Here is a 24,903-nt window from a genome sequence, read left to right as displayed (position 1 = left end):
GATATATGACCGGTTTATTATAGTAAGGTAGTCAGCCATTCTGTATTCAATTCCTTTTCCAGCGAAAAGGAGTTAAACCACCATGGATAACAGAATCAACAATATGGCCACGCCCGGTTGTTCTCACTGGGCACCTTTACCCGTCGCCGAGGCACACCCCGCCTTACCCTCATTGCAGACTTTAAGCGGCGTAAGAAATACCGCGCAAAATATGCAGCCTTTATCGCATCTCATGCAAGCCACAGTTAAACCTCTCTACCTTACCCCCCCTCCGCCGGGTATGCAGGTGGGGGAAGATATCTTTGCGGGGCAGTTGCGCCAGCTGGTTTCGGGTATGGACAAATGCCCGTCGGCAAGCGTGCTTGCGCAAAGCACCGGGGTCGATGAAAGCAGAATCCGCAATATTTTGGGTGCCGCATATGCAGCTTTTCTGGGGCCATTGTCTCCTTCTGAAGATAGCTATGGGTCTGATTCGCTGAAACCCAATACCCTCTTTCGCACCGAAGCATCAGAAGCAGACGGCCGGGCGGAGAGCCTGCGGCAGGCTCTCCCGCGAGAGGAAAACGAAACCGGCGGAGATTATGCCCGGCGTCTCGTTCTGTTTAATGAAGACATTGAGGCTATCTCGGCCGCATCCGGGCTGTCTCTGGCGCATGTAAAGCAACTCGAACGTGTGGCCGCAGCAGAGCGGGATGGCAGGGCGGAGAGGCTGTGCCGGACCTATCCTCAATGTTTTGATGAAAAACACGCTGATTATGTCCGACGCCTTGTGACAATCAGTGCGGATGTTGAGGCGATTTCAGCGGTGACCGGAATGACGCTGGGCACAATACATCGGTTAATCCGCACGGTAAGGGAGGAGCACGATGGCCGGGAGGCGATGCTCCGGCAGCTTCACCCCAGGAGGCTTCACGAATCCAACGGCAGCTATGCTTACCGCCTTAAAAGATTGAGATCGCACCTTGAAGCTATTTCTGCTGTATCTGGAGTTGAGTTGGCGAAGACGCAGGAATTAAGGCGTAGGCCATGAATACAATGTCGGATACGCATTGATCTTCAAGTTTATAGCCCGCAGCGCTGATGAAAAGAAGATATTTGGCACGGCGAGATCGCAGGTTGACCCGGCAGAAACAGTGATAAACTCCCGTGATACTTAACGGGTGAATAAGGTAGTTAAATGGGTAGCTCTGTAGATAACCAGAACGAAAACGCGTTTAAGCATGCATTTAATCCTGCTCTTTTGCAGGAGATGGCAAGCTCCGTTGCGCGGTATTATCCGCCATTCAATACGCGTGCCTTTCTGGATCAAAACGCCCAGTTGGATAAGTTAGAAATGAAGGCCAGAGTCCGGGTTATTCGGGACGCGCTGGCTGCGGAGCTGCCCCGGGAATACCCGGAGGCGCTGGCCGTGGTTGTCTCCGTGCTTAAAGAGAACAATTTGCGCGGGTTTGCCGTCTGGCCCTTTGCCGAATTTATTCAGGTTTACGGCCTTGAGCACCGCGAGATTTCTCTGAATGCCCTGAAGGTCGTCACCACCTGTTTTACCTCTGAATGGGCGGTGCGCCCCTTTATCAAAACCAATCCCGCCGAAACAATGCGTTTTCTGCTGCAATGCGCCCAGGATGACAACGTGGATATTCGCCGCTGGGCATCTGAAGGCACACGCCCGCGCGTGCCGTGGGGCGAAAAGCTGCACATGTTTATTACCGACCCCTCCGGGACAAGAGAGATATTAGAGGCGCTGAAATTCGACCCGGAGCTGTTCGTCAGAAAAAGCGTGGCGAACCACCTGAACGACATCACCAAAGACCACCCGGACTACGTTATTGAGCTATTACAAAGCTGGCAGCAGCAGGCCAGAAATGACGATGTGAAAAAGGTGGCCTGGATAACCCGCCACGCGCTGCGCACCTTAATTAAAAACGGCCACCCGGACGCGCTGGCGCTTATTGGCGTACAGCACGGTGCGGATGTAGCGCTTGATGCGTTTGCCCTGAAACAAAAGCAGATCCTGTTAGGTGAAAGCCTGGAATTTAAAGTCAGCCTTCGCTCGACCAGCTCCGCCCCGCAAAACATTGTGGTGGACTACATCATTCACTTTATGAAAGCCAACAACAAAACCGCGCCCAAAGTCTTCAAGCTCCGCGCGTTTGAACTCCCGGCTAACGGCACGGTAACCATCGAGAAAAAGCACGCGGTAAAGAAAATCACCACCCGCCAGTATTACGCGGGCGCGCAGTTTATCGAGATCCAGGTTAACGGCAAGGTGCTTGGGGGAGTGGAGTGGGAGCTGGGGATGTAGGTGATTCTCGCCACCGGCAATACCGGTGGCGATGATTTTACTGCTCCTTAACCTGACGCTGGCGAGAAGGCCAGATTTGCTCAGGCGCAACGCCAATTTCTTCGGCAATCAGTCTTTCCCCTTTCGGCCAGTGGCGCGTTAACGCATTTGCCAGCGTAGAAGACGCCAGCCCTGCTTTACGTGATACAGCCGCCAGAGACGTTCCTTTCTTCTTCAATGCCGCAAGGATATCCGCCGGATGCCAGTCATTTTCTTCTCTCAACTTATCCATTTTATCCATCCTGATACTCAGGTGAGTCAATGAAAGCCGTTACCTGCTTTCTCCAGACTCGACTATCTCCTGGCTTTGAAATTATCCCAAAACGGGATAATGAGGTGGAAAATGGAATTTGGAGGGACGGTATTAGATATATGCCTACCTGATTTAGGGGGGGGCTGCGTTTTGAGCAGCTGCTATGCGCCAGGAGCAGACGTTTATGTTAGTGTTTTCAGGCAGAGGCACACCTGAAATGGCTGCCTCCTGATAATAAAGGCGTTAATTTTGGATGTTATTTTTCATATCCGTATAAATTAATCCTACCCGATAAGTACTCACCTAAATATACTTCACTGGTTTTATTGAAGCCTTGTTTTGTAACTTCATTTTCTAACCATTCACTGTCCTTATTAAGTATTTCGAGCAGATCATGGTTGGCTAAACCGTCCACTATAATTGGATGGCGTATATTTTCATCACCACTTTGTATAATGGTTAACTGCCCATTTTGTTCGAGAACCACGCGTTTTAGTTGTTCTATTTCATAAATGCCATTTGCTCTTAATTTGAACATTAAATCATTTGCAGAAACACCATTCCGTAAACACTCTTTAACATTAACGCTGCCATTATGTACCAAGGTAATAGGTTTGCCATCAATTATTCTTTTAACTAATCGATTGTTTTCTTTCAAAAATTTAAGAACAAATACCAAAAAAGTCCATATAATTAAGACCAGGACAAATTGTAGTACTGTTATCGATTCGTTGTAAATTACGCCTCCTATAATCCCGCCCAGCACATAGTTTTGAACCTGATCCATTGCGGATGACGGGGCCAGATTTCCTTTCCCCATAAGATTTATTTGAACAATTAAACACAGTATCCCCAGGCCCAACTTTATAATGATAGGTAAATAAATTATCATTTTCACACCTCAGTTTTTTATGATTTCTATTTCTGGGTTTACTAACGAAACCTCTACTAAATTGTATGTTTTTTGATCCGGGCTTAAGTTGACGCGATAAAAAAGGTCATTAATTTTAACGATAATGCCATCAGAAAGTTGTACTGAACTGGAAAATATCGCATTCTCATCCACATCTTTTCCTTGTGATAACAACCTAACAAAGTTAACCATTTGTGATGATTGGGAGTGTATATTTTGGCTATCGGTATAATCAGTATACTGAACGCCAGAAATAAAGAGCAAAAATAAGAAAGCTATGATTGTTAAATCACGATATTTAGTTTGCAAACGATGGCGCATATACAGACTAAAAACAACGATCAGGATAAATAAAGTGCTAAATATAACAATGTATTTTAAATAGTCATTGATGTTAGACTGTATTTGCAGATAATCTATGCTGTAAAATCTCATATATTTATAATCCCTAAATCCTCAAGACCCCATTTTTATTATAGTAACACATTGCCATTTTCCGTTCTGATGTGACTTAACAGCCTATAATTATCAGTTATCAGCTGAGATTTGTCATTATCCTTTAAGCCAACTGAAGTGACCTGCTTTCTATGACTCAAGGTACATCGATGTAAGTAAGTATTTAGAAACTCCGCTCCTCGTTCAAAGCAGCCGCTCAAAAGCCAAATCAAATCACAAAAAGCAAAAAGCCCGCTCAGGTTTCCCTGAGCGGGCTCTCGAATATGGCTCCTCTGACTGGACTCGAACCAGTGACATACGGATTAACAGTCCGCCGTTCTACCGACTGAACTACAGAGGAATCGGTTAGGAGGCATATCTTAGCGATTACGCCCGGCTTGTCAAAGGCAAAATCGCCCGGCGCGGTGCGTTTGCGGAAACTATCAACATCTTGTTGCCTTTTCAGGCAATCCGCGACAAAAAATCCTTTGCAGGATAACGATTTGTCGCCCATTATTTGAAATGCCGTTTTATCTTCCCTTGCAGGTCCTTTCTTGAACTTACATGCAGTCCTTCGCCAGGCCGTGGCGAAAACGCCGTGGTACGCCAAACGTAAGAGTTACCGGGTGCTGTTCTGGCGAGAAATAACGCCCCTGGCCGTGCCAATCTTCCTCGAAAATACCTGCGTATTGTTGATGGGTGTGCTCAGCACCTTCCTCGTCAGCTGGCTTGGCAAAGAAGCCATGGCGGGCGTGGGCCTGGCAGACAGCTTCAATATGGTGATTATGGCGTTCTTCGCCGCCATCGATCTCGGCACCACGGTGGTGGTGGCGTTCAGCTTCGGCAGGCTCGATCCGGAGCGGGCGAGGGCGGCGGCCAGGCAGTCGCTAATTTTAATGACCATCGTCTCGTTCATTATGGCGGCAGGCATTCACCTGGCGGGCACACACATCATCGATGTTATCGCCGGGAACGCCACGCCAGAAGTAAAAGGCCTGGCGCTTTCTTACCTGCAAACCACGGTCTGGAGCTACCCGGCGGCGGCCATCGCGCTTATCGGCAGCGGTGCACTGCGCGGGGCAGGGAACACCAAAATCCCGCTGCTGATTAACGGCGGCATGAACATCCTCAATATCATCATCAGTAGTATTTTGATTTACGGCATTTTTGGCTGGGGCGGGCTGGGCTTCGTTGGCGCGGGTCTGGGGCTGACCATCTCGCGCTATATCGGCGCGGCGGGCATTATCTTCGTGCTGATGATTGGCTTTAACCCGGCGCTGCGCATCTCGCTGAAAAGCTACTTTACGCCGCTTAACTGGGGCATTCTCTGGGAAGTGCTCGGTATAGGCATTCCGGCAAGCGTGGAGTCGGTGCTGTTTAACGGCGGTAAGCTGCTCACGCAGATGTTCGTCGCCGGGATGGGCACCAACGTGATTGCCGGTAACTTTATTGCCTTCTCCGTTGCCTCGCTTATCAACCTGCCGGGCAACGCCCTCGGGTCGGCCTCGACCATCATCGTCGGCAGGCGGTTAGGGAAGGGGCAAATAGGCCAGGCGGAGCGCCAGCTGCGCCACACCTTCTGGCTGGCAACCTTTGGTTTAACGGTTATCGCGTGGGGAACCGCGCCGTTCGCCGGGCTTTTTGCTTCGTTCTACACCAGTGAAGATGACGTAAAAGAGGTGGTTAAAGTCCTGCTGTGGATGAACGCCGCGTTTATGCCTATCTGGGCCGCTTCCTGGGTGCTGCCCGCCGGGCTGAAGGGCGCGCGAGACGCACGTTTTGCTATGTGGGTGTCAATGGCCGGGATGTGGGGCTGCCGCGTAATCGCCGGTTATACGCTCGGCATTGTGCTGGGTATGGGCGTGGTGGGCGTCTGGCTTGGCATGTTCGGAGACTGGGCGGTGCGCGGGGCGTGCTTCTACTGGCGAATGGTCAGCGGCCGCTGGTTGAAAAAATACCCGCGACCGCCAAAAGAACCGCTTATTGCAGCAGGCGAAAAGTCCGTTTAGCGGCTAAAGGCTCCGGCCAGAGAGCGAATATCGTTCCCGGTCGGCGCCTGGTGAATACGCAGCCCAAACTCTTCTACCACGGCAAAAATATGGTCGAAGATATCGGCCTGAATACTCTCGTACTCCGCCCACGCAACAGTATTGGTGAAGGCGTAAATCTCAATCGGCAGGCCGTCATTTTCCGGCGCTAACTGGCGCACCATCAGCGTCATATCTTTACGAATACGCGGGTGGTTACGCAGGTATTCATTCAGGTAAGCGCGGAAGGTGCCAACGTTGGTCATCTTGCGCTGGTTCAGCACCAGATCGTCGGCGTGCTGCCGGTTGTACTCTTCAATCTCTTTGCTGCGCTCTGCCATATAAGGTTGCAACAGCTTCGCCTTCAGCAGCTTGTCCTGCTCTTCGTGAGACAGAAAACGAATGCTGGTGGTGTCGATGTTAACGCTGCGTTTGATCCTGCGCCCGCCGGAGGCAGACATCCCGCTCCAGTTTTTAAACGCGTCAGAAACCAGGGCATAGGTTGGGATCGTAGTGATGGTGTTATCCCAGTTGCGCACTTTCACCGTGGTCAGGCCGATGTCGATAACTGCCCCGTCAGCGCCGTATTTCGGCATTTCCAGCCAGTCGCCCAACTTCAGCATGCTGTTGGCCGAAAGCTGAATACCCGCCACCAGGCCAAGGATCGGATCTTTAAACACCAACATCAGTACCGCGGCCATCGCGCCAAGCCCGCTGATGAGAATGGCCGGGGATTTACCAATCAGGAGCGAAACCATCATGATGCCGACAACAATCGCGGCAATCAGCTTCACGCCCTGGAAAATGCCTTTCAGCGGCAGCTGGGAGGCAAAAGTGAATCTCCCGGACAGGCCAAACACCACGTCGAGCAGCGAGAAGAACGACATCAGGGCGTAAAGCATGACCCACAGCTGGGCGCAGGTGGTGAGTATAGTCGCCGCGTCGCTGCCTTTTTGCAGCCACAGCACCGCCTGTACGTTGACGATAATCCCCTGCAATAAAAACGCCAGCCGGTGGAATAGCTTGTTCTGGGTAATTATCTGCAAAGACAGGCTGGTACTGGCCTGGGCGCGTTTTTCAAAGGTGCGCAGCACAATGCGATGCAGAATAACGTGAACAATTAGCGCGGTGAGAAAAATGATGCCGAAAATGACGATCAGGGAAGTGGTGTGGTCTGGCTGAAAGCCGTATTGCTTCAGTGCGGATATCAATTCCTGCATAACGTCTCCTTAACAAACAAGAGGACATGATGCCTTGCCGGGGCGGCGGTCGCAACCCGGCCGCCTGGTTAATGAACATATTTCCCCGCAAGGCTTACAGAAAACGCCCACGGCGGTTATGCTTAGCCTAATCACATCATGTTTAATAACAGGGAAATTATGATTCGTTTCTCCAGCCTCGCTTTTGCGCTGGCAGCGGTAACCCAAAGCGCTCTGGCCGTGACTTATCCGCTCCCGCCGGAAGGCAGCCGCCTGGTGGGCCAGCCAATTACCATCACCGTGCCGGAGGGTAATACCCAGCCGCTTGAGCACTTTGCCGCCCAGTACGGCCAGGGCTTCAGCAATATGCTGGAGGCTAACCCCGGCGTCGATCCGTTCCTGCCAAAAGTGGGCACGCAGCTGGTTATTCCGCAGCAGGTGATCCTGCCGGATACGGTGCGCGAAGGCCTGGTCGTGAACGTGGCCGAAATGCGTATTTATTACTACCCGAAGGGCAGCAACACAGTTGAGATTTTGCCTATCGGCATCGGCCAGGCCGGGCGTGAAACCCCGCGCAACTGGGTCACCCGCGTGGAGCGTAAACAGGATGCTCCGGCCTGGACGCCAACCCCGAACACCCGCCGTGAATACGCCAAAGAGGGCAAAACGCTGCCTGCTTTTGTGCCGCCGGGGCCGGACAACCCGATGGGCCTTTACGCCATTTACATCGGCAAGCTGTACGCCATTCACGGCACCAACGCCAACTTCGGCATTGGCCTGCGCGTTAGCCAGGGCTGCATCCGCCTGCGCAACGACGATATTAAATACCTGTTCGACAACGTGCCGGTCGGCACCCGCGTGCAGCTGATAGACCAGCCGGTAAAAGTCACCGTCGAGCCGGACGGCAAACGCTGGTTAGAAGTCCACGAGCCGCTGTCCCGCAACCGCGCGGAGTTTGAGTCAGACAAAAAAGTCCCGCTCCCGATGACCACCGTACTGCGTAACGAAACCCAGGCCGCAGGCGTAAATGCCGTAGTAGTCAGCGAGGCGCTAAACCGCCGCTCCGGTATGCCGGTGCAAATTGGTTCAGCTGCTGGGGCGCTTTAAGTAAAACGGCTTCCCGTTATTACTGAGGTTTTTTACTACTATTAAATTTACTGTGTGATGAGCATTGCTTTCAGGGATGGATTTATGGATCAAGCCTTTAAATTAGCACTGAGAGATGTCCTGAGTTCACTGGCGACTCAAGATGAGAGAATAGAGTTCACTCAGAAATTAATTGCCATAATGCGCCTTGGTGACGATCAACCTTGCTGGTGCCAAAGCGGGAAGCTTCATAAAGATTGTCATAAAAAGCGGGAGAGTGCTGCCAAATTTAATCAAGGCCATGAGATTGGTATTCGCATACGAACTTTTAAAAAGAAAAGTTTTTGCAGCGCGAGCTTTGACAGTGAAAATTGTGAGCAGGGTAATATTGTTGAAGCGCACACCATCCAGAATAATGGCGTCCTGAGCCTGATGGCAGAGGATGGGCATGTTGGCAGTCTTTATCAGCAAGTCGGAGATTTGTCCGGTGTGAGGGTCAAACGAGGTGTCGCCAGCTCAGCTTCGATTTTTCGCGGGTTTTGCGGTAAACATGATAAGCAATTGTTCAAGTGTATAGAAGATGCTCCCGTAGCGTTAACGGCGGAATGTCTTTGGGCCTCTTCTTACAGAGCGGTTTGCCATGAGCATTATCAAAAAATGGCGGCAATACAAGGCACGCTGGCGCAGCGAGATTTTGCCGATAATGGTTATAGCTTACCCTGGCAGTTTTATATTCAGAGAAACATTCAACATACGCTTGAACAGCAAAAACTCGGTTTAATGTTTATTAAACGCATTAAAGATCGTTTTGAAGAAATAGTTAAGCAACCTGAGGGCAAACTTCTTGGCTGGATGGTAACGTTTGACGGCCCACCTCTTCTGGCCGTCAGCGGGACATTTTCGCCTTTTTACTCACTGAACGGAGAGCAAATTCAGGGGGGAAGGGTTACCTGCCATTTAGAGCATTTTTCCATTTCTACAGTCATGTATGAAGGAAATGGCGCGTGGATAATCTCTTGTCTGCCGGAGCAGACTATTGCCGCTGAGTTTCTGGCACAGCTTTTTAGCCGAAGCTTGCAGGACATCATGGCATTCTTCTGCTGGGCAATACTCGGGTGGAACGAAAATGTTTATTTCCCTTTAAGCTGGTGGCATGCATTAAGTGAAGATCATCAAAATGCATTGTTAACGTTAGCTCAGGACGTCAATTGTGCGGTGCCCTATGAAAATCAGATCTTCCCGGCGAATATCATCCCTCAAAAAATAAATCAGATATTACCATTCCCCTGAGCTGACCGGGGGATAAAGAGCAAGGCTTGAGTCAGGCACCATGATAGAGAAAGAAAACCCGTATCAGTTTCTTTGTGCGGGTTTTCTGCCATAAGGCCAGTAGCTACTGGTTTACGCGTTTTATAATGATACAGGCCGCCACCCAGGCACCGTATTCACCTTCGTTGTGTATATCGGACTCTACCTGCTCTACGCGGAATTTATCAGATAATTGTGAGGCTACGAATTCTTTCATTCTCTCAAGCTTGCCGGCTATCTTCTCTTCGGCGCTGAGTTGTCTTCCATCCCGAGCCGAATAGTAATAGGCAAAAGCACCAAAGTTAAAAGAAGAATTGTCTTTCTGCATATCCAGCACGGCAGCAATACGATCGATATCTTTAATCCATCCTTTTGGCCCTGAAGGGTGGTTTTTCACTTCAATCACGGCTCTCGGCTTGCTATTTGCCCACCATAACACCAGGTCAAAACGGCCTCTTAGCCTTGCTTTTAAAGGCTTCGGCCCTGGCCCAATTGCACCTGCGTCGCCCACGGCGGCAAGGCCGCTATGCTCAATCGTCACGTATTTACTGCCTTCGAGAGAATCGATCTCTTTGGCAATATACGTGGTCAGGACATATTCAGCGGCATTCCATACCCACTCGCCGCCAGACATTTTTGCGTAGTCCATCTGCGCTTTTTCTATCCCGGAGATAATCGCACCGCTTATTTTATTTATCGAAACTGCTGCCATCAGTATTTTCCCGATCCATTTGGTTTAAAGATTTAACATACTGTATTGACCGTGGATCCAATAGCCGGTTTTGATGGCAGTTTTTGATGTTAATCAATTGATTTATATCTGGGGAGTAAAAAGAGATAACGCGGCAGGTGAATGAGTTTTTCAAAAGCAAAAAGCCCGCTCGGGTTTCCCTGAGCGGGCTTCTCAAATATGGCTCCTCTGACTGGACTCGAACCAGTGACATACGGATTAACAGTCCGCCGTTCTACCGACTGAACTACAGAGGAATCGTGTGAACGGGGCGCATATTAACGGCGGGGGGGCGGGTTGTCAAAGCCTGTTTTGGCGAAATGCGCTCAACTGCCGATTAATCCAGCAAATCAATGAAAAAGGCCGCATTTCTGCGGCCTTTGAGCGGTTACCGGCTGCGCTGAACGCTGACCGGCTCCGTAGCTGAAGCAAGCCAGCGGCGGGTTTCTTCTCCAACGCGAGGGGAGAGCGTCTCGCGCACCTGCCGGTGGTAATCATCAAGCCAGGCTATCTCCTGGGTACTCAGTAAATCAAAATCTACCGCCGCCAGGTCAATAGGGATGAGCGTCAGCGAGGCAAACTTGCAGAAGCCGGGCTGAGAAGCGACGACTTCCACCTGGTTTTCAATACGAATACCGTAATGGTCCGCCAGATAATAGCCCGGCTCGATGGTGATGATGTTGCCCGGCAGCATCGGCCACGGGTTCACCTTTTTCGCCATGCGGTGCGGGTTTTCATGGATCATCAGCCGGTGGCCAACGCCGTGCCCGGTGCCGTGGTCGTAATCCAGCCCCAGCGCCCAAAGCGGGGCGCGGGCAAACGCATCCAGCTGGTGGCCCTGAGTACCCTGCGGGAATTGTAGGGAGATAAGCGCCAGGAAGCCTTTGAGCACCGCGGTGTAATGCAGGCGGCGGTTCGCGTCCAGCTCGCCAAAGCTAAGGGTGCGCGTGGCGTCGGTGGTGCCGTTGAAATACTGGCCGCCGGAATCATTCAGGTAGAACCGATCGCCGGTTAGCGCGAAGTTGGTTTCCGGGGATGAGTGGTAATGGCACATTGCGGCGTTACTGCCCGAGGCGGAAATAGTGCTAAAACTCTGCTCGGTGAAGTTAGCGCTCTGCTGGCGGAAGCCGAGCTGTTTTTCCTGGGCTTCCAGCTCCGTTACAGGGTTGCCTGCGGCCTCGCGCAGCGGAACTTCCCGGGTTAACCAGGCCAGGAAATTCACCCAGGCTACGCCGTCATCAACGTGGCTGCTGCGGTAGCCCGCCAGCTCGGTTTCATTCTTGTTGGATTTGATTAACGTTACCGGGTCTGCGGCCCATATCACCTCGCCGCCGCCTTGTTCAACGGCGAAGCGAACCGCCACGGGCGCGTAATCGGCGTCAATAAGGATGCGTTTTCCCGCCGCTACCTGCTGGCAGCGCCCGATAAAAGCCTCCATCGGCTGGGACGTGATCCCTGCCAGCGCGGCGTTATCCAGCCCGTGCAGTTTGGCAGGATCAACAAACCACTCGATGTCGCCGCTGGCGCTCACCAGGGCGAAGGAGTGCGGGACGGGGTTCATCGCAATATCGGACCCGCGCACGTTCAGCAGCCAGGCGATATTGTCCGGCAGCGTCAGGGCCAGGAAATCGGCACCGGTTTTATTCAGCGCCTGAGCCACGCGAGAGCGTTTTGAGGCAGAACTTTCACCGCTCAGCTCCTCCGGCATGGCGCTAATGGCTCCGCAGGGTGCTGTCGGGCGATCGAGCCAGATAGCATCGAGCGGATCGTCATCCACGGCCACCAGGTCGCAGCCGCTGGTACGCAGATTTTCGTACTGGCTGTTCACCATTAGCAGCGGTTCGAAGGCGATACGTTTTCCTGCGGGGAGATTGTCGCGTAGCCAAAGGTGCAGCGGCTCATCATGCAGGTGATGAATGTCGAACTCCTGCAAATTCACCTGGTGGCGAGCCTGTACCTGGTAGCGGCCATCAACGAACAGCAGGGCGCGGTCGGCGAGGATCAGCGCCAGCCCGGCCGAGCCGGTAAAGCCGCTGATAAAGGCCAGTTTATTGTCGTGTGGGGCGCAGTCTTCGCTCTGGTGAGCATCGGCACGCGGGACGATAATCCCGTCCAGTTCGCGCTCCGTGAGCAGCGCACGCAGTGCGGCGAGTGTGGAGGTGTGTTGCATCCAGTTTCCTTATTATTGTTGTTAGCGGAACGGCGGTTCGTTGAAGGTGCGTAGCTTGCGCGAATGCAGCTTCTCACCTTCGGCGCGCAGGAGATCAATGGCCCGAATGCCGATTTGCAGGTGCTCGGAAATCGCCCCTTCATAGAAGCGGTTTGCCTGGCCCGGCAGTTTTATCTCGCCGTGCAGCGGCTTATCGGACACGCAAAGCAGAGTGCCGTAAGGCACGCGGAAGCGGTAACCCTGGGCGGCAATCGTGGCGCTCTCCATATCGATTGCGACCGCGCGGCTAAGGTTGAAGCGCAGCGCCGAGGCGGAATAACGCAGCTCCCAGTTACGGTCGTCGGTAGTGACCACCGTCCCGGTACGCAGGCGCTGTTTGACCTCTTCGCCCGGCATGCCGCTGACCTGTTTGGTGGCGTCGTAAAGCGCACGCTGTACTTCGGCGATGCTCGGGATAGGAATATCCGGCGGCAGCACGGCGTCGAGCACGTGGTCGTCACGCAGGTAGGCATGTGCCAGCACGTAATCACCAATCTGCTGGCTTTCGCGCAGGCCGCCGCAGTGGCCAATCATCAGCCAGGCATCCGGGCGCAGTACCGCAAGGTGGTCGCAGATGGTTTTGGCATTGGAGGGGCCAACCCCGATGTTGATAAGCGTGATGCCGCTGCCGTTTTTGTCGATCAGGTGCCAGGCCGGCATCTGGTGTTTCTTCCAGGCAAGGTCGGAAATCGCTTCTTCCGGGGCTTCCGTCTCGGCGGTCAGCCAGGTGCCACCCGCGCAGGAGAGCGCGATATACGGGCTGTCCGGGTCAAGAATTTGCTGGCAGCCCCAGCGCACAAACTCATCCACGTAGCGGGTGTAGTTGGTGAACAGCACAAAGGGCTGGAAGTGCTCAACCGGCGTGCCGGTGTAGTGGCGCAGGCGAGCCAGCGAGAAGTCAACGCGGCGTGCATCAAAGTGCGAAAGCGGCCAGGCCTCGGTCGGGTGGAACAGCCCGTCCGCCGTTTCGTCGCCAATTTGCGCCAGCTCGGTGGTCGGGAAATGGCGCGTCAGCCCCGCGCTCATGGTGCGGTCGAGGTTCAGGCCGTCCAGCACGTACGGATAAGGGATTTCGTGCTGCGACGGGCCAACTTCAATGTGGACGCCGTAATCTTCGCACAGCAGGCTTAATTGCTCATTGAGGTAGCTGCGGAACAGCGCCGGGCGCGTTACCGTGGTGGTATAGCTGCCGGAATGGGTAAAACGGGCGTAGGAGCGGGTGTTCTTCGGGCCTCTGGGAACGCCGTCCCAGCTTACGCGCAGCTCCGGGTAAACGAACAGGCCGTCGGAGCGGGCGTCAACGTCCGGCAGCGTGCCCTGTTGGGTATAGAGGGCTATTGCATCGCGCAGCGCGGCGACCGAGTTTTCGTACAATTCTTCCAGCTTTTCCAGAGCCTGCGCAGGCGTCAGCCCCTGATTTGCAACGTTATTATCCATTGATTCTCCTTTACCGGTTCAAACCGGGTTAGACCCTCAGTATGTCATGCCGTGGCGAGAACGGAAGGGGAAGACGGCCCGAGTTGTGTGCCTCATAAAAAAATCATCACAAATAGATGAATACCCGGGCAGGCATTGCCGATAACCAAAGTGATACCCGAGGTAAATGGGATAACGACAATAACGAATTGGGGATACACATGGGAATGTTAAAGAACTTTACCGTACGCCGGGTGATGCTTACCGTTTTGGGGCTGTTTTGCCTGCTGTGGTCTGCCGTGGGCGTGTTTACCGTCTATTCGCTGGCTAAGCTCGGTGACGGCAACGCCGTTGACCGTCAGCTGGTGTCCCAGATGACGATTCTAAGCAAGGGTAACGACCAGTATTTCCGTTTTATTACCCGCCTTTCACGCGTGATGGAGGCGAAAGCCGCCGGAGAAGCCACAGATTTTAAGCCGGTGCAGGAAGCGCTGGATAATATGAAAAAAGAACTTGAGCGGCTGAAAAGCGTTTCGCCAGGGCCAATGGACCCGGCAGTTTCTGCAGACGTTATCGACAAATGGCAGAAGCTGCTGGATAACGGCGTGGCCGTTCAGATGCAGCTCGCGCAGCAGGGTTCGGCTGCGGACTATCGCCAGCAGGCAACGCAGGTGACCCCGCCGTTAAGCCGGGCATTTGGTGCCAGCAGCAGTAAATTCACCTCGGTAGCCGAAGAGCGGCTGGACCGCACCAGGGTCGCGGTAGACGGGCTGACGCGCCTGATGAAGGTGACCGTAGTGGTGGCTATCGTGATTGGGCTGCTGATCCTGCTGTTTACCGACCGCTACCTCGTTAACCTGCTGGTCAAGCCTCTGGATCGCATTCGCGAGCATTTTTCGACAATCGCCAAAGGTGACCTGAGCCACCCGATAGAGGATTTTGGCCGCAACTGCGTGGGTAAACTGTTCCCGCTGCTTGCCGAGATGCAAAGCAGCCTGCGCGAGGCGGTTAGCGCCATCCGCAGCGGCACGGAAAACATCTATCGTGGCTCGGCGGAGATTTCCTCCGGCAATAACGATCTCTCGTCGCGCACCGAGGAGCAGGCGGCGGCGCTGGAAGAAACTGCCGCCAGCATGGAACAGCTGACCGCAACGGTGAAATTCAACGCCGAGAACGCCCGCCAGGCCAGCAGCATTGCCGAGAAGGCTTCTCAAACCGCGAGCCGCAGCGGCAAGCTGGTGGGCGACGTGGTGGTCACAATGGAAGGGATTTCCAACAGCTCCAGAAAAATCAGCGAAATCACCAGCGTCATTAACAGCATTGCCTTCCAGACCAACATTCTGGCGCTGAACGCCGCCGTTGAGGCCGCACGCGCGGGCGAACAGGGCCGTGGTTTTGCCGTGGTAGCGGGTGAAGTGCGCAACCTGGCTAGCCGTAGCGCAGGTGCGGCAAAAGAAATCGAAACGCTGATTGCCGATTCGGTCAGCCGCGTCAACAGCGGTTCGGCGCTGGTCAACGAGGCGGGCAACACCATGAAAGAGGTGCTTAAGGCGGTGTCCGACACCACGCAAATCATGAAGCAAATTGCCTCCGCGACCGACGAGCAGAGCAAGGGGATTTCGCAGGTCAGCGTGGCCGTCAGCGAGATGGACAGCGTGACCCAACAAAACGCCGCCCTGGTCGAGCAGATTTCGGCGGCGGCGGCGGCGCTGGAAGGCCAGACGGAAACATTGCAGAAAGCGGTTGCCCGCTTCCGCCTCTCCGGGCGTGATGAAAACTTTGTTCCTGAAGCAAAGGTTAAGCCGTTAGCTAAACCCGCCGCAGCGGGCGCGGCGGCGGATGACTGGGTGGCGTTCTAATCTTTAACGGCGGGAAGGGTGCGCATCTCAATTTCGCAGCGCGCTTTTACCGCCTCATGCAGCAGCCGCACCGTGGCAGAGAGCTGTTTGCGGTGCGGGCAAATCAGGTTCAGCGGAATGCTGTCCCCCTCGTACTGGGGCAGCAGCAGCTTTAAGCGCCCGGCCCGCACATCTTCCGCCACATCCAGCCACGATTTATAAGTAATGCCTTCGCCGTGGAGCGCCAGACGGTGAATAACCTCCGCGTCGTCGCTCATCATCGTCCCTTTTACCGCTACGTGGTGCTTGTTGCCGTGGCGGGTAAACGTCCAGTTGTCATAAACCCGCCCGCGCAAAACGTAGGTCAGCGCGTTGTGCTGGGCTAAATCACTGATGGTTTTTGGCTCGCCGTGGCGTTCAATATAGTCCGGAGAAGCAACGACCACGCGGCGGTTTTCTGGCGCAACCGGGAGCGAAATAAATGAGGCATCGTCGTTGTTGCCGTAGCGAAATGCCACATCCACCGGATCTTTAAAGACATCGGTTATTTGATCGGAAAAGAGGATTTTCAGGCTCAGGGCAGGGTGGCTGCGGCGAAACGCCTGGAACACCGCCAGCAACATATTGCGCCCGAGGTCGGACGGCACGGCGATTTGTAAAATGCCCCGTACCTCGTCGCTGGGCGGCTGGATCTGTTCATAGCCCGCCTCAAGCGTTTGCAGTACCTGTACCGCATACGGCAGCCAGGCCTCGCCTTCCGGCGTCAGCCTCAGGCTGCGGGTGGAGCGGGCAAACAGGCGAATATTGAGGCTTTGCTCAAGCCGCTTAATGGCGGTGCTGACCTGGGCGGGCTGTAGCCCCGCCTCTCTGGCGGTATCGCTAAAACTGTTTAACGCCGCGGCCCTGACGAACAGAGTAAGGTCTTCCAGCCTGAGCATTTTCACTCTCCGAGTATAAGTGTTGTTTCCTGGCGCCTGTTTTTCGCGTTTAGCGCTCCTTGTACCATGATTTTACTAAATTGATGAACCCATTACCTCGCTGGAGTCGCTATGAAAGCTATCGCTATTACCCGTGCCGCCGAAAACGGCAGCAATCTCGAAGCGCTACAGGATATTACTTTGCCCAGGCCTCAGGCTGGCGGCCACGATATTCTGGTAGAAGTTAACGCTATTTCCGTTAACCCGGTGGACACCAAAGTTCGCGCTGGTTATGCGGGCGGCGAGCCTCGTGTACTGGGCTGGGACGCCGTAGGCAAAGTGGTTGAAGTCGGCGAGGCCGTAACCCTGTTCCAGCCGGGAGACGAAGTCTGGTATGCCGGGTCTTTGACTCGCCCAGGCAGCAACAGCGAATATCAGTTGGTGGACGAGCGTATTGCGGCGCTGAAGCCCAAATCCGTTGATAACGCCGCCGCTGCGGCATTGCCTCTGACGGCCATCACCGCCTGGGAGATGCTGTTCGACCGTCTTGGGATTAAGGAAAACGGCAGCGAAAATGACGTGCTGCTGATTGTTGGCGCGGCGGGCGGCGTGGGGTCAATTCTGACTCAACTGGCTCGTAAGCTGACAAAAGCGACCGTTATCGGCACGGCTTCTCGCCCTGAAAGTCAGAAATGGGCCACCGAACTGGGCGCGCATTACGTGATTGACCACGGCAAGCCGCTGACCGAAGAGCTAAAACGCATCGGCATCAAGCAGGTGACTCATGTTGCCAGCCTGACCAATACCGAGCAGCATTACGGCCAACTGATCGAAGCCCTTATTCCGCAGGGGAAATTCGCCCTGATTGACGACCCAACCGCGCTGGACGTTCGTGCCCTGAAAGCGAAAAGCATTTCGCTGCACTGGGAATTTATGTTTACCCGCTCCATGTTTACCACCAGCGATATCATCGAGCAGCATAACCTCCTGACTCGCGTGGCAAATCTTATCGACCAGGGCGTGCTGCGAACCACTCTGGGCGAACATTACGGTACAATTAGCGCCGCCAACCTCAGGCGTGCCCACGAGCTGCTGGAAACCGGCCGTGCCGTTGGCAAAATCGTGCTGGAGGGGTTTTAACATGGCGAGCACGGAAACGCTGACGATCATCGCCATGTTGAAGGCGAAAGCAGGGCAGAGGGAGAACCTCAAAGCGGCATTAAAGGCGCTGGTGGCGCCGAGCCGGCAAGAGCCGGGCTGCCTGGATTACGCTTTGTTCCAGCTTAAAGACGAACCGGACGCCTTTTACGTTCGCGAGTCCTGGCGCGGGCAACAGGCGCTTGAGTTGCATAACTCGTTACCGCACTTCCAGGCTTTTGTTAAGCAGATGGACGACCTGCTGGCGGAGCCTCTGAAGCTGGTGCCGCTGGAAGCGGTAGACATTTAATCGGCCTGCGGTGGCCCGCCCGCCGCCGCGGAATTAAGAAATCCACAGGGAAAAATGATGAATATTATTGATGCAGCGTCTAAACGCTATGCGACCAAAGCCTTCGATGCTTCTAAAAAAATAGCCGCCGAAGAGATCGAAAAAGTTAAAAATCTGCTGCGCCTCAGCCCGTCGAGCACCAACTCGCAGCCGTGGCATTTCATTCTGGCGAGCAGCGAAGAAGGCAAGGCGCGTATTGCAAAATCCACATCAGGTTTTTACGTGTTTAACGAACGCAAAGTGCTGGATGCCTCTCACGTTGTGGTGTTCTGCACCAGAACCACCGTCGATGAAACGTACCTGAAAGCCCTGCTTGAAAAAGAACAGGCAGACGGGCGTTTTGCCAGCCAGCAGGCGATGGAAGGCCAGCATAAAGGCCGCTCTTATTTTGCCAATATGCACCGCTTTGACCTGAAAGACGCCCAGCACTGGATGGAGAAGCAGGTTTACCTCAATGTGGGCAACTTCTTGCTGGGTGTTTCCACGCTGAACATTGATGCAGTGCCGATTGAAGGCTTTGACGCCCGTATTCTGGACGAAGAGTTTGGCCTGCGCGAGAAAGGATTCACCAGTTCGGTTATCGTGCCGATTGGCTACCGCAGCGTGGAAGATTTCAACGCCGGGCTGCCAAAATCCCGCCTTGAGTTCAGCCAAATCCTGACCGAACTGTAATTACCGTGTTGCAGGCGAACCGTTGCTGGCTCGCCTGCATCATCCACTATTTCAGATAGCGGTAAATAGTTTGCTCGGAGGTTTCAAGCCGCCTTGCAACTTCCGCTACCGCTCCTTTAAGCGAAAACACACCTTTGTCGTTCAGCTTGCGGACTATCTCTTTCTTTTCCTCCATCACCAGCAGCGCGGGGGAGCGGGGAGACGTTTTCAGCACATCAGAAATCTGCTCGTGCAGCATGTCGGTCATCGAAAGGCTGCTCAACGTTTCCTCATCAACTTTGTTTTCCTGCTCAGTGAACAGTAATCCCTCAATCACCTTCTTCGCCATTGAAAGCGGGGTGAGATCGATATTCATGCACAGCATGGCGATGATCTCGTTTTCTTCATCGCGGATGAAAAACGTTGAGGATCGCAGATTTTCAGACTTCCCGGGGATCCGGCCCTTGTAGTTCGTGATGAAGTCCTTGTCTTCCCACAACCTGTCCTGAATGATTTTCAGCGCAAAATCGGTAATCGTGCCGCCAGGCTGCCGCCCGGAAATGGGGTTCTGGCTGATGGCGACGATGGATTTATCGATATTTCGCAGGTCATGCAAAATCACTTCGCAATGTTCGCCATAGGTGAGGGCGATAAAATCAACCATCGGAGTCCATGACTTAATAATTTCATCCTGAGTCATATTGGCTACTCTTTCTCCGGCTGGGTAACGGCTTCGCCCCGGCTATTTTCATAGCGGCGACCCCAGCCCACGACGATGGCAAACGACATCACCACAAACAGCGCCAGCGGGTAGAACGAGGTCAGCGACAGAGCGATCGGGTTGACGTCGTTAATAAACGGATAGTCTTTGTGCAGCGAACTGATAATTGCGGTGACGATAAAAATAAACGCGCTCAGGAAGGGAAGGATGGCGGCCAGCGTCATCGCGAAGCAGTCCAGCAGCACCGCGCGGCGGTAAGGGTGCAGCGACCGGCGAGCGCCAATTTCGCTCGCTACCGGGCCAAAGGCCAGAATAGAGGCGCTGGTCACGCCGCCCACTAAAGCGGTGGCAACAATAGATCCGACGGCAATGCACCATTCCGCTCCGCGTGAAGACTGAGCCAGACGGCTGCGGCATATCGCGGAAGAAATACGCTCCATGGTGTTGCTGGCCCGCAGAATACCGATAATGCCGAACAGGGAAAGCACGAACAAAATAGTGCTTACCATGCCGCTGAACCCTTTATACAGAAAGCCTCCGGCGTTGCCGTTATCCAGCGTGAAGATGTCCTGGAGGTGAAAAATACCGGCCAGCAGGCCAATCACAATCCCGGCGCAGATCCCGGAAGGAATGGCCTTGAAGATGTTGCGTGTCTTCATGGCAACCAGCAGCAGAACCGCCATAGGCACCAGCATCCACAGACTACGCCAGGAAGCCTGGTCGTGATGGGTGACCGGCAGAGAAGGAACCGGGCCGCTGTGAGTACCGAACAGATAGAAAAATACGCAGGCAATCAGAGCGCTGACTATCGCGAACGGGAAACGCGCGGCCACTACGCCTGCTATTTCCGCACTGCCGCGGCGATGGGTATAGCTTTGGGTTGAGGCAGAGGCTACCGTGGTGTCCGAGATTGGTGCGATGTTATCGCCAAAAATTGCGCCGCACAGGATCGCGCTGGCCAGCACCACCGGATCAGCGCCCAGCAGAATGCCGGAAGGGTAGAAAACCGGGAAGGCGGTAAAAAGGGTGCCGATGGAGGTGCCGGTCGCCGTTGAGACCACGCACACGGCCACAAAGGTAAACAGGGTAAAGGCTCCGTCATGCAGGCCAAGGTGGCTTGCCAGCAAAGCAAAGCTGTCCGCCACGCCGGACTGGGCAATCATTTTTGCATACATGCCGATGACTAAAAGAATGGTGGCGATAGTCACCGCCATTTCGCTCCCGATACCCTGAGAAACGACCGCCCTCCAGTATTCATTGACGTTGCGGGAAAAAACAGCCCCGATCATAATGGCAATAAAAGCCCACATCGCCAGCGCGGTTAAATCAAAAACGTGGTAAACCGAAAAAAACAGCGAGCATGAAATAATAAAGAGTGCTATCGGCAAGAGTGCAATATTCTTCCCGCCGTGAAAGGTGAGTTCATTTTCAATCATTGCTTATCCCCTGGTGCTGCGCTAATAAAGTGAGTGTGTCTTTTATTTTATTGAGGACGGCATATAGCTTGTCGTCATCTTTATAACAGCCGTGAACCAGGCGGATAAAACCTTCTCCACCTTCGCCGTACGGCGTACCGGCATTAACAATGACCCTGGCGTGTTCTAATAAATAATCACAGATAAACGCGGAGCTTCCCAAGCTGGAAATATCTATCCAGGATAAAAATCCGCTTTCCGGCAACGCCATGGAAACTCCGGGGATTGAATTAATTATCTCAAAGACTTTTTTTCTGCGTGCATCGAATATCTGAATGTATTCATCCATAAATTGTGGCTTATCCAGCGCGGCCAGCATGCCCGCCTGCGACGACGTGTTGGTGGCGCCAAGCACGTTAACGGTACAGCCAAACAGCACGTCCATAATCCGGTCGTCCGCCACCAGGTAGCCCACGCGGAACCCGCTCAGCCCCATGCCTTTGGAAAACGAAAATACGCTAACCGTGCGCTCCCACATACCGGGTAGCGAAGCCACAGAGCAAAAATCAATATCGTCGAAAATGGCGTCTTCAAACGCCTGGTCAACCACCAGCACCAGGTCATGGCGGATAACAAAGTCCGCAATCTGTTCCAGGCTTTCGCGGCGGAATACCGTCCCGGTAGGGTTATTGGGGTTGGTGAGCACCACCATTTTGGTTTTTACGCTCAGCTTTTCTTCGAAGGCGGCAATATCTATCTGATAGTTATTTACCGCCTTCAGCTCCACGGAAACCGGCTTGCCGCCGAGCAGCTCTACGTTTAGAAAATTGCTCGGATAAGAGGGCGCATGGATCAGAACCTCATCGCCTTCATTAATAAACGGCATCATCGCGAAGAGCAGCCCGGAGTCAGAACCTGGGGTGATAAGAATATTGCGCTGCGGATCGACATTTAAATGATTATAACGCTTCAGTTTCTCGGCTATTTTCTCTTTTAAATAAGGGTTGCCAATCGGCATTGTATAATGGCTGGCGCTTCCGTTAACCATCGACTGGCTTACGGCATCGGCAATATGCTGGGGTAATACGTGGTCGGGGAAAAAGGGATCCGCCCAGCAAAGCATGTCCACGCCGTTATTCATTAAGTCGAGTATGGCGGTGCCGACATCCGCTTTTTTTACGCTGCTAAAGAGCCCACCCTGCAATACGCTAAACTCCGGGATCATCTTTTTACGAATATCCTGCATGGCACTTAGCCCTCAATTAATTAAATTGGCGTTAATTGATTTGGACTAAAACACGGTGATAAAAAATTATCAACACGATAAATGTTTATTATAAGAAAACGGAATGCGTGTTTTTAAGGGGTATATTTTTAGCTTTCATTAATTAAAACGGAGGTGGGTGGGGTTTGTTTTTCATGCAGTGAGCAAAGCAGCACTCTGGCGGAGAGTTGGGGCGGCGAATACGTTGAGCGAGTGGCCAGGTTGCACCATATCTAATGCTTATCCGGCGAGCGGTTTTATGCCCTGTAAATCGCTTTGGCTGATGTAGACATTGAACATGGGGAGCAAACGAAGAAAAACATCATATATTCTTATCAAAGGATCGGGCGCACAATGCGCCAGGCATCCCTGCCCGTAAAGATCCATCCGTGGCTAATCATTTGTTTTTCTAATCATTATGAAAAGAAACCTGACCCGCCACGCCAACACGTCTGCGGATCAGGTGGTCAACGACCTGAGCAACACCAGGGAAAATGTTTAGATATTATTATACATTGCTCTGCTTTCAGGATGCAAAAGATTGTGTGCGGTTTAAACGGTGGAGGGCAGTGGGGGAGGAGGAGGGGAGGTTGGCGAAGCCAAAAGCAAAAAGCCCGCTTAAGTTTCCTTAAGCGGGCTTCTCAAATATGGCTCCTCTGACTGGGATCGCCTTTGCCAGTAGGCGGCTAATAAATAAGCTAAACCTGAATTCCTCTCCTGTCAAGACCACCAAGATGACCACCAATAGTGATAGGGTACATAAATCTAAAAAAATCAGAGCTTCTGCAATCGCTATATAGAACAAAAAAAAAGAGATTTCGCTAATAACTAATGTTAGTATAAATCCCTACAATAAGGACATTTGCTTAATAGTCAGTAGTAATTTATCGTCGTGCGAGTTGAGTCATTCATCAATGATAAGATTGGTTGCATACTCCCATCTTTAAAATCGTAAACTATCATTTCTGGATGGTGCAAATCGAATGCTTGTCCTATAAATACAGATGCCGCATTAGATGCACAAATTAAAACATGCATTTTTTTTACACCGAAGTGCGACTTTAAAGTATGGAAGTCGTAGTTAAGCCTTGAGGAGAAAAGAACTCCATCAGTGGGATGCGGTATCGCGCCGTTATCGAAAAAATTATTTTTCGGTTTGTACGTGATTATTTTTATGCCAAGCTTTTCGCTCAATCTTTTTGCTGTCATCACCATAGCTTCAGGAAATGCAGTAAAAGCTATGCATATTATAACCTCTTCATTTTTTTCTAGAGCATCAAATCCATCTCTATCATAAAATACTCCAGCTGAAGTGGCAGAAGGCCACTTCCAGCAGGCACCGTCTCGGTATCTCAACATAGGAGTATATTGACTTTTGTTTCCAAGAAATGCTCCTAGTGCGACTAAAGCAGGTGTTGGACCAAAAGCAAACAATGCTGCACGGTGTCCAGAATCTCTTGTTTGCTGAATGATTTTATCTGCAGCCATTTTTATGCTAGAGGGCATAATATACTTATGAGATTCTGGATCTTCCCGAGTAGAATCATTACTATCGTAGATGCTATTGACTACACCACTCATTTTCATATTAAGTGTAGAGAGGCATGCTGAAATTTCTTTTTTGTTCGGTGGCGATGCAACATTAGTGTTTATGGGCCATAAAATCGAGTAGACCGGTATCGGCTGATACTTAAGGCCGTTAAGAAGTTCATCAGCATCTCTAATAAACCTGCTTCTCATAGTCGATAATATTTCGGCAGTGTAATCACATGCCGCGACACGATCTATTAATCGGTGATGTTTATCACACAACAAAAGAATATTACTTGGTTCATTTGAAAGCAAGTTTGATAAAACAGGAATACCACGTTCACCATTCTCAGAAGAAGCAACATTATGAGCTAGGTAAGAGTAATTACCTTCCCGTCCTGTCAATTCATCTACATTTAAATGCTCGCCACATCCAATAAACATGCAACGGCTATGGCTAGCCATATTCACAGCTCGTATAGTTTCAACTGAGAAATCTTTCCCTCTACCTTTTTCCCTACTCCCTTTTTCTGCAGCTACAAGGAATTCAGCTAATTCTAGAAAGTCCACTTCAGATGACTGCCCTCTAGTACGCAGATATATAGCTTGGATTGATTCGAAACTTAAAAGATCTTGAGATGAGAAACTATTACCTTGAAGATATGAAAGTCTTACTGTCTTATCGCATGCAATTTTTTTTATAACTTCTATGAATTCGTCGGGTGGTAGATTTAATCTAAAGCAAGATTTTACAACATCTCTGTCAATCATGGTAATAATTATATTTGAACTACCTTCATCACTGATTACGTCAACACAATCCCATTCTATTTCAGTTTCTATAAAACACGAGAATTCTGTAATTGATTGTTCATCTTCAAGAGGAGGGTAATTAGTTTGATTAAGTAACTCATTTTTATTCATTTTAGGCTCCCGATCAAATTTATATTTGACTCAAATAAATATGACTTTGCTTTTGGCAGGCATCGAGATTGCAATATAGTAAAATATTATGTTGTGCCTTCAAAAATATCAACAATTTCATGCTGGAAAGCTTTGTTGACTAAATCAGCTTTTGGATAAGCATACACTTAACCGGTTATTGCTGTCAGACGATACTCGCGCCATCCCATAGTTCAATATGTTTGGAAGCAGGCTATTAAT

Annotated in this window: 21 protein-coding genes and 2 tRNA genes; 9 read left to right on the top strand and 14 right to left on the bottom strand. The window is 52.0% G+C overall.

What is annotated here, in order from left to right:
• The first annotated feature begins 82 nt into the window (after window positions 1–82).
• The gene (locus HMPREF0201_RS13045) at window positions 83–1,030 is read left to right on the top strand and encodes a hypothetical protein (RefSeq protein WP_039898410.1); all 948 of its coding nucleotides are present in this window, start codon (window positions 83–85) and stop codon (window positions 1,028–1,030) included.
• Window positions 1,031–1,177: 147 nt separating this feature from the next.
• Window positions 1,178–2,302 carry a DNA alkylation repair protein gene (locus HMPREF0201_RS13040; RefSeq protein WP_016537175.1) on the top strand — a complete coding sequence of 375 codons (1,125 nt, stop codon included), beginning with the start codon at window positions 1,178–1,180 and terminating at the stop codon, window positions 2,300–2,302.
• Between the two features lie 37 nt (window positions 2,303–2,339).
• Here the strand turns inward: HMPREF0201_RS13040 and HMPREF0201_RS13035 are convergent, their stop codons facing one another.
• The 4 genes from HMPREF0201_RS13035 to HMPREF0201_RS13020 all read right to left on the bottom strand — a co-directional run bounded on the left by HMPREF0201_RS13035 (window position 2,340) and on the right by HMPREF0201_RS13020 (window position 4,303).
• Entirely contained in the window at window positions 2,340–2,582 is a 243-nt protein-coding gene (locus HMPREF0201_RS13035; protein ID WP_016537174.1) for a helix-turn-helix domain-containing protein, read from the bottom strand.
• A gap of 268 nt (window positions 2,583–2,850) precedes the next feature.
• Complete coding sequence (locus tag HMPREF0201_RS13030) at window positions 2,851–3,486, bottom strand: DUF421 domain-containing protein (protein WP_016537173.1); 636 nt, start codon at window positions 3,484–3,486, stop codon at window positions 2,851–2,853.
• 9 nt (window positions 3,487–3,495) lie between these two features.
• Window positions 3,496–3,942 (bottom strand): DUF3290 domain-containing protein, encoded by a 447-nt coding sequence (locus HMPREF0201_RS13025; protein WP_016537172.1) that lies wholly within the window; start codon window positions 3,940–3,942, stop codon window positions 3,496–3,498.
• A gap of 285 nt (window positions 3,943–4,227) precedes the next feature.
• Window positions 4,228–4,303: transfer RNA gene (locus tag HMPREF0201_RS13020), tRNA-Asn, on the bottom strand.
• Window positions 4,304–4,496: 193 nt separating this feature from the next.
• Here HMPREF0201_RS13020 and HMPREF0201_RS13015 point away from each other — a divergent pair.
• A complete protein-coding gene (locus tag HMPREF0201_RS13015; RefSeq protein ID WP_016537171.1) occupies window positions 4,497–5,951 on the top strand; it encodes an EmmdR/YeeO family multidrug/toxin efflux MATE transporter in 1,455 nt (484 codons plus the stop codon).
• Here the strand turns inward: HMPREF0201_RS13015 and HMPREF0201_RS13010 are convergent.
• Window positions 5,948–7,189, bottom strand: a complete 1,242-nt coding sequence (locus HMPREF0201_RS13010; protein ID WP_016537170.1) for a mechanosensitive ion channel family protein — start codon at window positions 7,187–7,189, stop codon at window positions 5,948–5,950. The genes HMPREF0201_RS13015 and HMPREF0201_RS13010 overlap by 4 nt on opposite strands.
• Window positions 7,190–7,348: 159 nt before the next feature.
• Between HMPREF0201_RS13010 and ldtA the strand changes: the two genes are divergently transcribed.
• Both ldtA and HMPREF0201_RS13000 read left to right on the top strand, forming a co-directional pair.
• Window positions 7,349–8,275, top strand: a complete 927-nt coding sequence (ldtA, locus tag HMPREF0201_RS13005; RefSeq protein WP_039898407.1) for a L,D-transpeptidase — start codon at window positions 7,349–7,351, stop codon at window positions 8,273–8,275.
• A gap of 84 nt (window positions 8,276–8,359) precedes the next feature.
• Window positions 8,360–9,544, top strand: coding sequence for an SEC-C domain-containing protein (locus HMPREF0201_RS13000; RefSeq protein ID WP_115586353.1), 1,185 nt, complete (start codon window positions 8,360–8,362; stop codon window positions 9,542–9,544).
• Window positions 9,545–9,647: 103 nt separating this feature from the next.
• Here the strand turns inward: HMPREF0201_RS13000 and HMPREF0201_RS12995 are convergent, their stop codons facing one another.
• From HMPREF0201_RS12995 to HMPREF0201_RS12980, 4 genes are all read right to left on the bottom strand, one after another.
• A complete protein-coding gene (locus HMPREF0201_RS12995; protein ID WP_016537166.1) occupies window positions 9,648–10,274 on the bottom strand; it encodes a hypothetical protein in 627 nt (208 codons plus the stop codon).
• A gap of 199 nt (window positions 10,275–10,473) precedes the next feature.
• Window positions 10,474–10,549: transfer RNA gene (locus HMPREF0201_RS12990), tRNA-Asn, on the bottom strand.
• 131 nt (window positions 10,550–10,680) lie between these two features.
• Entirely contained in the window at window positions 10,681–12,462 is a 1,782-nt protein-coding gene (locus tag HMPREF0201_RS12985; RefSeq protein WP_016537164.1) for an aminopeptidase P family protein, read from the bottom strand.
• A gap of 21 nt (window positions 12,463–12,483) precedes the next feature.
• Window positions 12,484–13,938 (bottom strand): AMP nucleosidase, encoded by a 1,455-nt coding sequence (locus HMPREF0201_RS12980; RefSeq protein ID WP_016537163.1) that lies wholly within the window; start codon window positions 13,936–13,938, stop codon window positions 12,484–12,486.
• Window positions 13,939–14,138: 200 nt separating this feature from the next.
• Here HMPREF0201_RS12980 and HMPREF0201_RS12975 point away from each other — a divergent pair, with 200 nt between their 5' ends.
• Window positions 14,139–15,776, top strand: a complete 1,638-nt coding sequence (locus tag HMPREF0201_RS12975) for a methyl-accepting chemotaxis protein (protein WP_039898403.1) — start codon at window positions 14,139–14,141, stop codon at window positions 15,774–15,776.
• Here HMPREF0201_RS12975 and HMPREF0201_RS12970 read toward each other — a convergent pair.
• The gene (locus HMPREF0201_RS12970; protein WP_016537161.1) at window positions 15,773–16,693 is read right to left on the bottom strand and encodes a LysR family transcriptional regulator; all 921 of its coding nucleotides are present in this window, start codon (window positions 16,691–16,693) and stop codon (window positions 15,773–15,775) included. The two genes, HMPREF0201_RS12975 and HMPREF0201_RS12970, sit on opposite strands and share 4 nt — an antisense overlap.
• A gap of 111 nt (window positions 16,694–16,804) precedes the next feature.
• Here HMPREF0201_RS12970 and HMPREF0201_RS12965 point away from each other — a divergent pair, with 111 nt between their 5' ends.
• Genes HMPREF0201_RS12965 through nfsB form a run of 3 tightly spaced genes read left to right on the top strand, consistent with a single transcriptional unit; the run spans window position 16,805 to window position 18,830 of the window.
• Complete coding sequence (locus tag HMPREF0201_RS12965; protein ID WP_016537160.1) at window positions 16,805–17,812, top strand: zinc-binding alcohol dehydrogenase family protein; 1,008 nt, start codon at window positions 16,805–16,807, stop codon at window positions 17,810–17,812.
• Between the two features lies 1 nt (window position 17,813).
• Entirely contained in the window at window positions 17,814–18,119 is a 306-nt protein-coding gene (locus tag HMPREF0201_RS12960; protein WP_016537159.1) for a putative quinol monooxygenase, read from the top strand.
• Between the two features lie 57 nt (window positions 18,120–18,176).
• A complete protein-coding gene (nfsB, locus tag HMPREF0201_RS12955) occupies window positions 18,177–18,830 on the top strand; it encodes an oxygen-insensitive NAD(P)H nitroreductase (protein WP_039898400.1) in 654 nt (217 codons plus the stop codon).
• 46 nt (window positions 18,831–18,876) lie between these two features.
• On the opposite strand, the gene HMPREF0201_RS12950 is transcribed toward nfsB, so the two are convergent.
• From HMPREF0201_RS12950 to HMPREF0201_RS12935, 4 genes are all read right to left on the bottom strand, one after another.
• A complete protein-coding gene (locus tag HMPREF0201_RS12950) occupies window positions 18,877–19,509 on the bottom strand; it encodes a helix-turn-helix transcriptional regulator (RefSeq protein ID WP_016537157.1) in 633 nt (210 codons plus the stop codon).
• Window positions 19,510–19,514: 5 nt separating this feature from the next.
• On the bottom strand, window positions 19,515–20,963 hold the full coding sequence (locus tag HMPREF0201_RS12945) for a Na+/H+ antiporter NhaC family protein (protein ID WP_055696399.1): 1,449 nt from the start codon (window positions 20,961–20,963) through the stop codon (window positions 19,515–19,517).
• Entirely contained in the window at window positions 20,959–22,191 is a 1,233-nt protein-coding gene (locus HMPREF0201_RS12940; protein WP_016537155.1) for a pyridoxal phosphate-dependent aminotransferase, read from the bottom strand. The genes HMPREF0201_RS12945 and HMPREF0201_RS12940 overlap by 5 nt, the downstream gene beginning before the upstream one ends.
• Before the next feature lie 891 nt (window positions 22,192–23,082).
• Window positions 23,083–24,663, bottom strand: a complete 1,581-nt coding sequence (locus HMPREF0201_RS12935; RefSeq protein ID WP_039898398.1) for an SAVED domain-containing protein — start codon at window positions 24,661–24,663, stop codon at window positions 23,083–23,085.
• Window positions 24,664–24,903: the final 240 nt, after the last annotated feature.

Origin of the sequence: Cedecea davisae DSM 4568 (assembly GCF_000412335.2) — a bacterium.
Classification (GTDB): Bacteria; Pseudomonadota; Gammaproteobacteria; order Enterobacterales; family Enterobacteriaceae; genus Cedecea; species Cedecea davisae.
The sequence above is the reverse complement of the archived record's forward strand: the minus strand, read 5'-3'. Positions and strand labels throughout refer to the sequence as shown.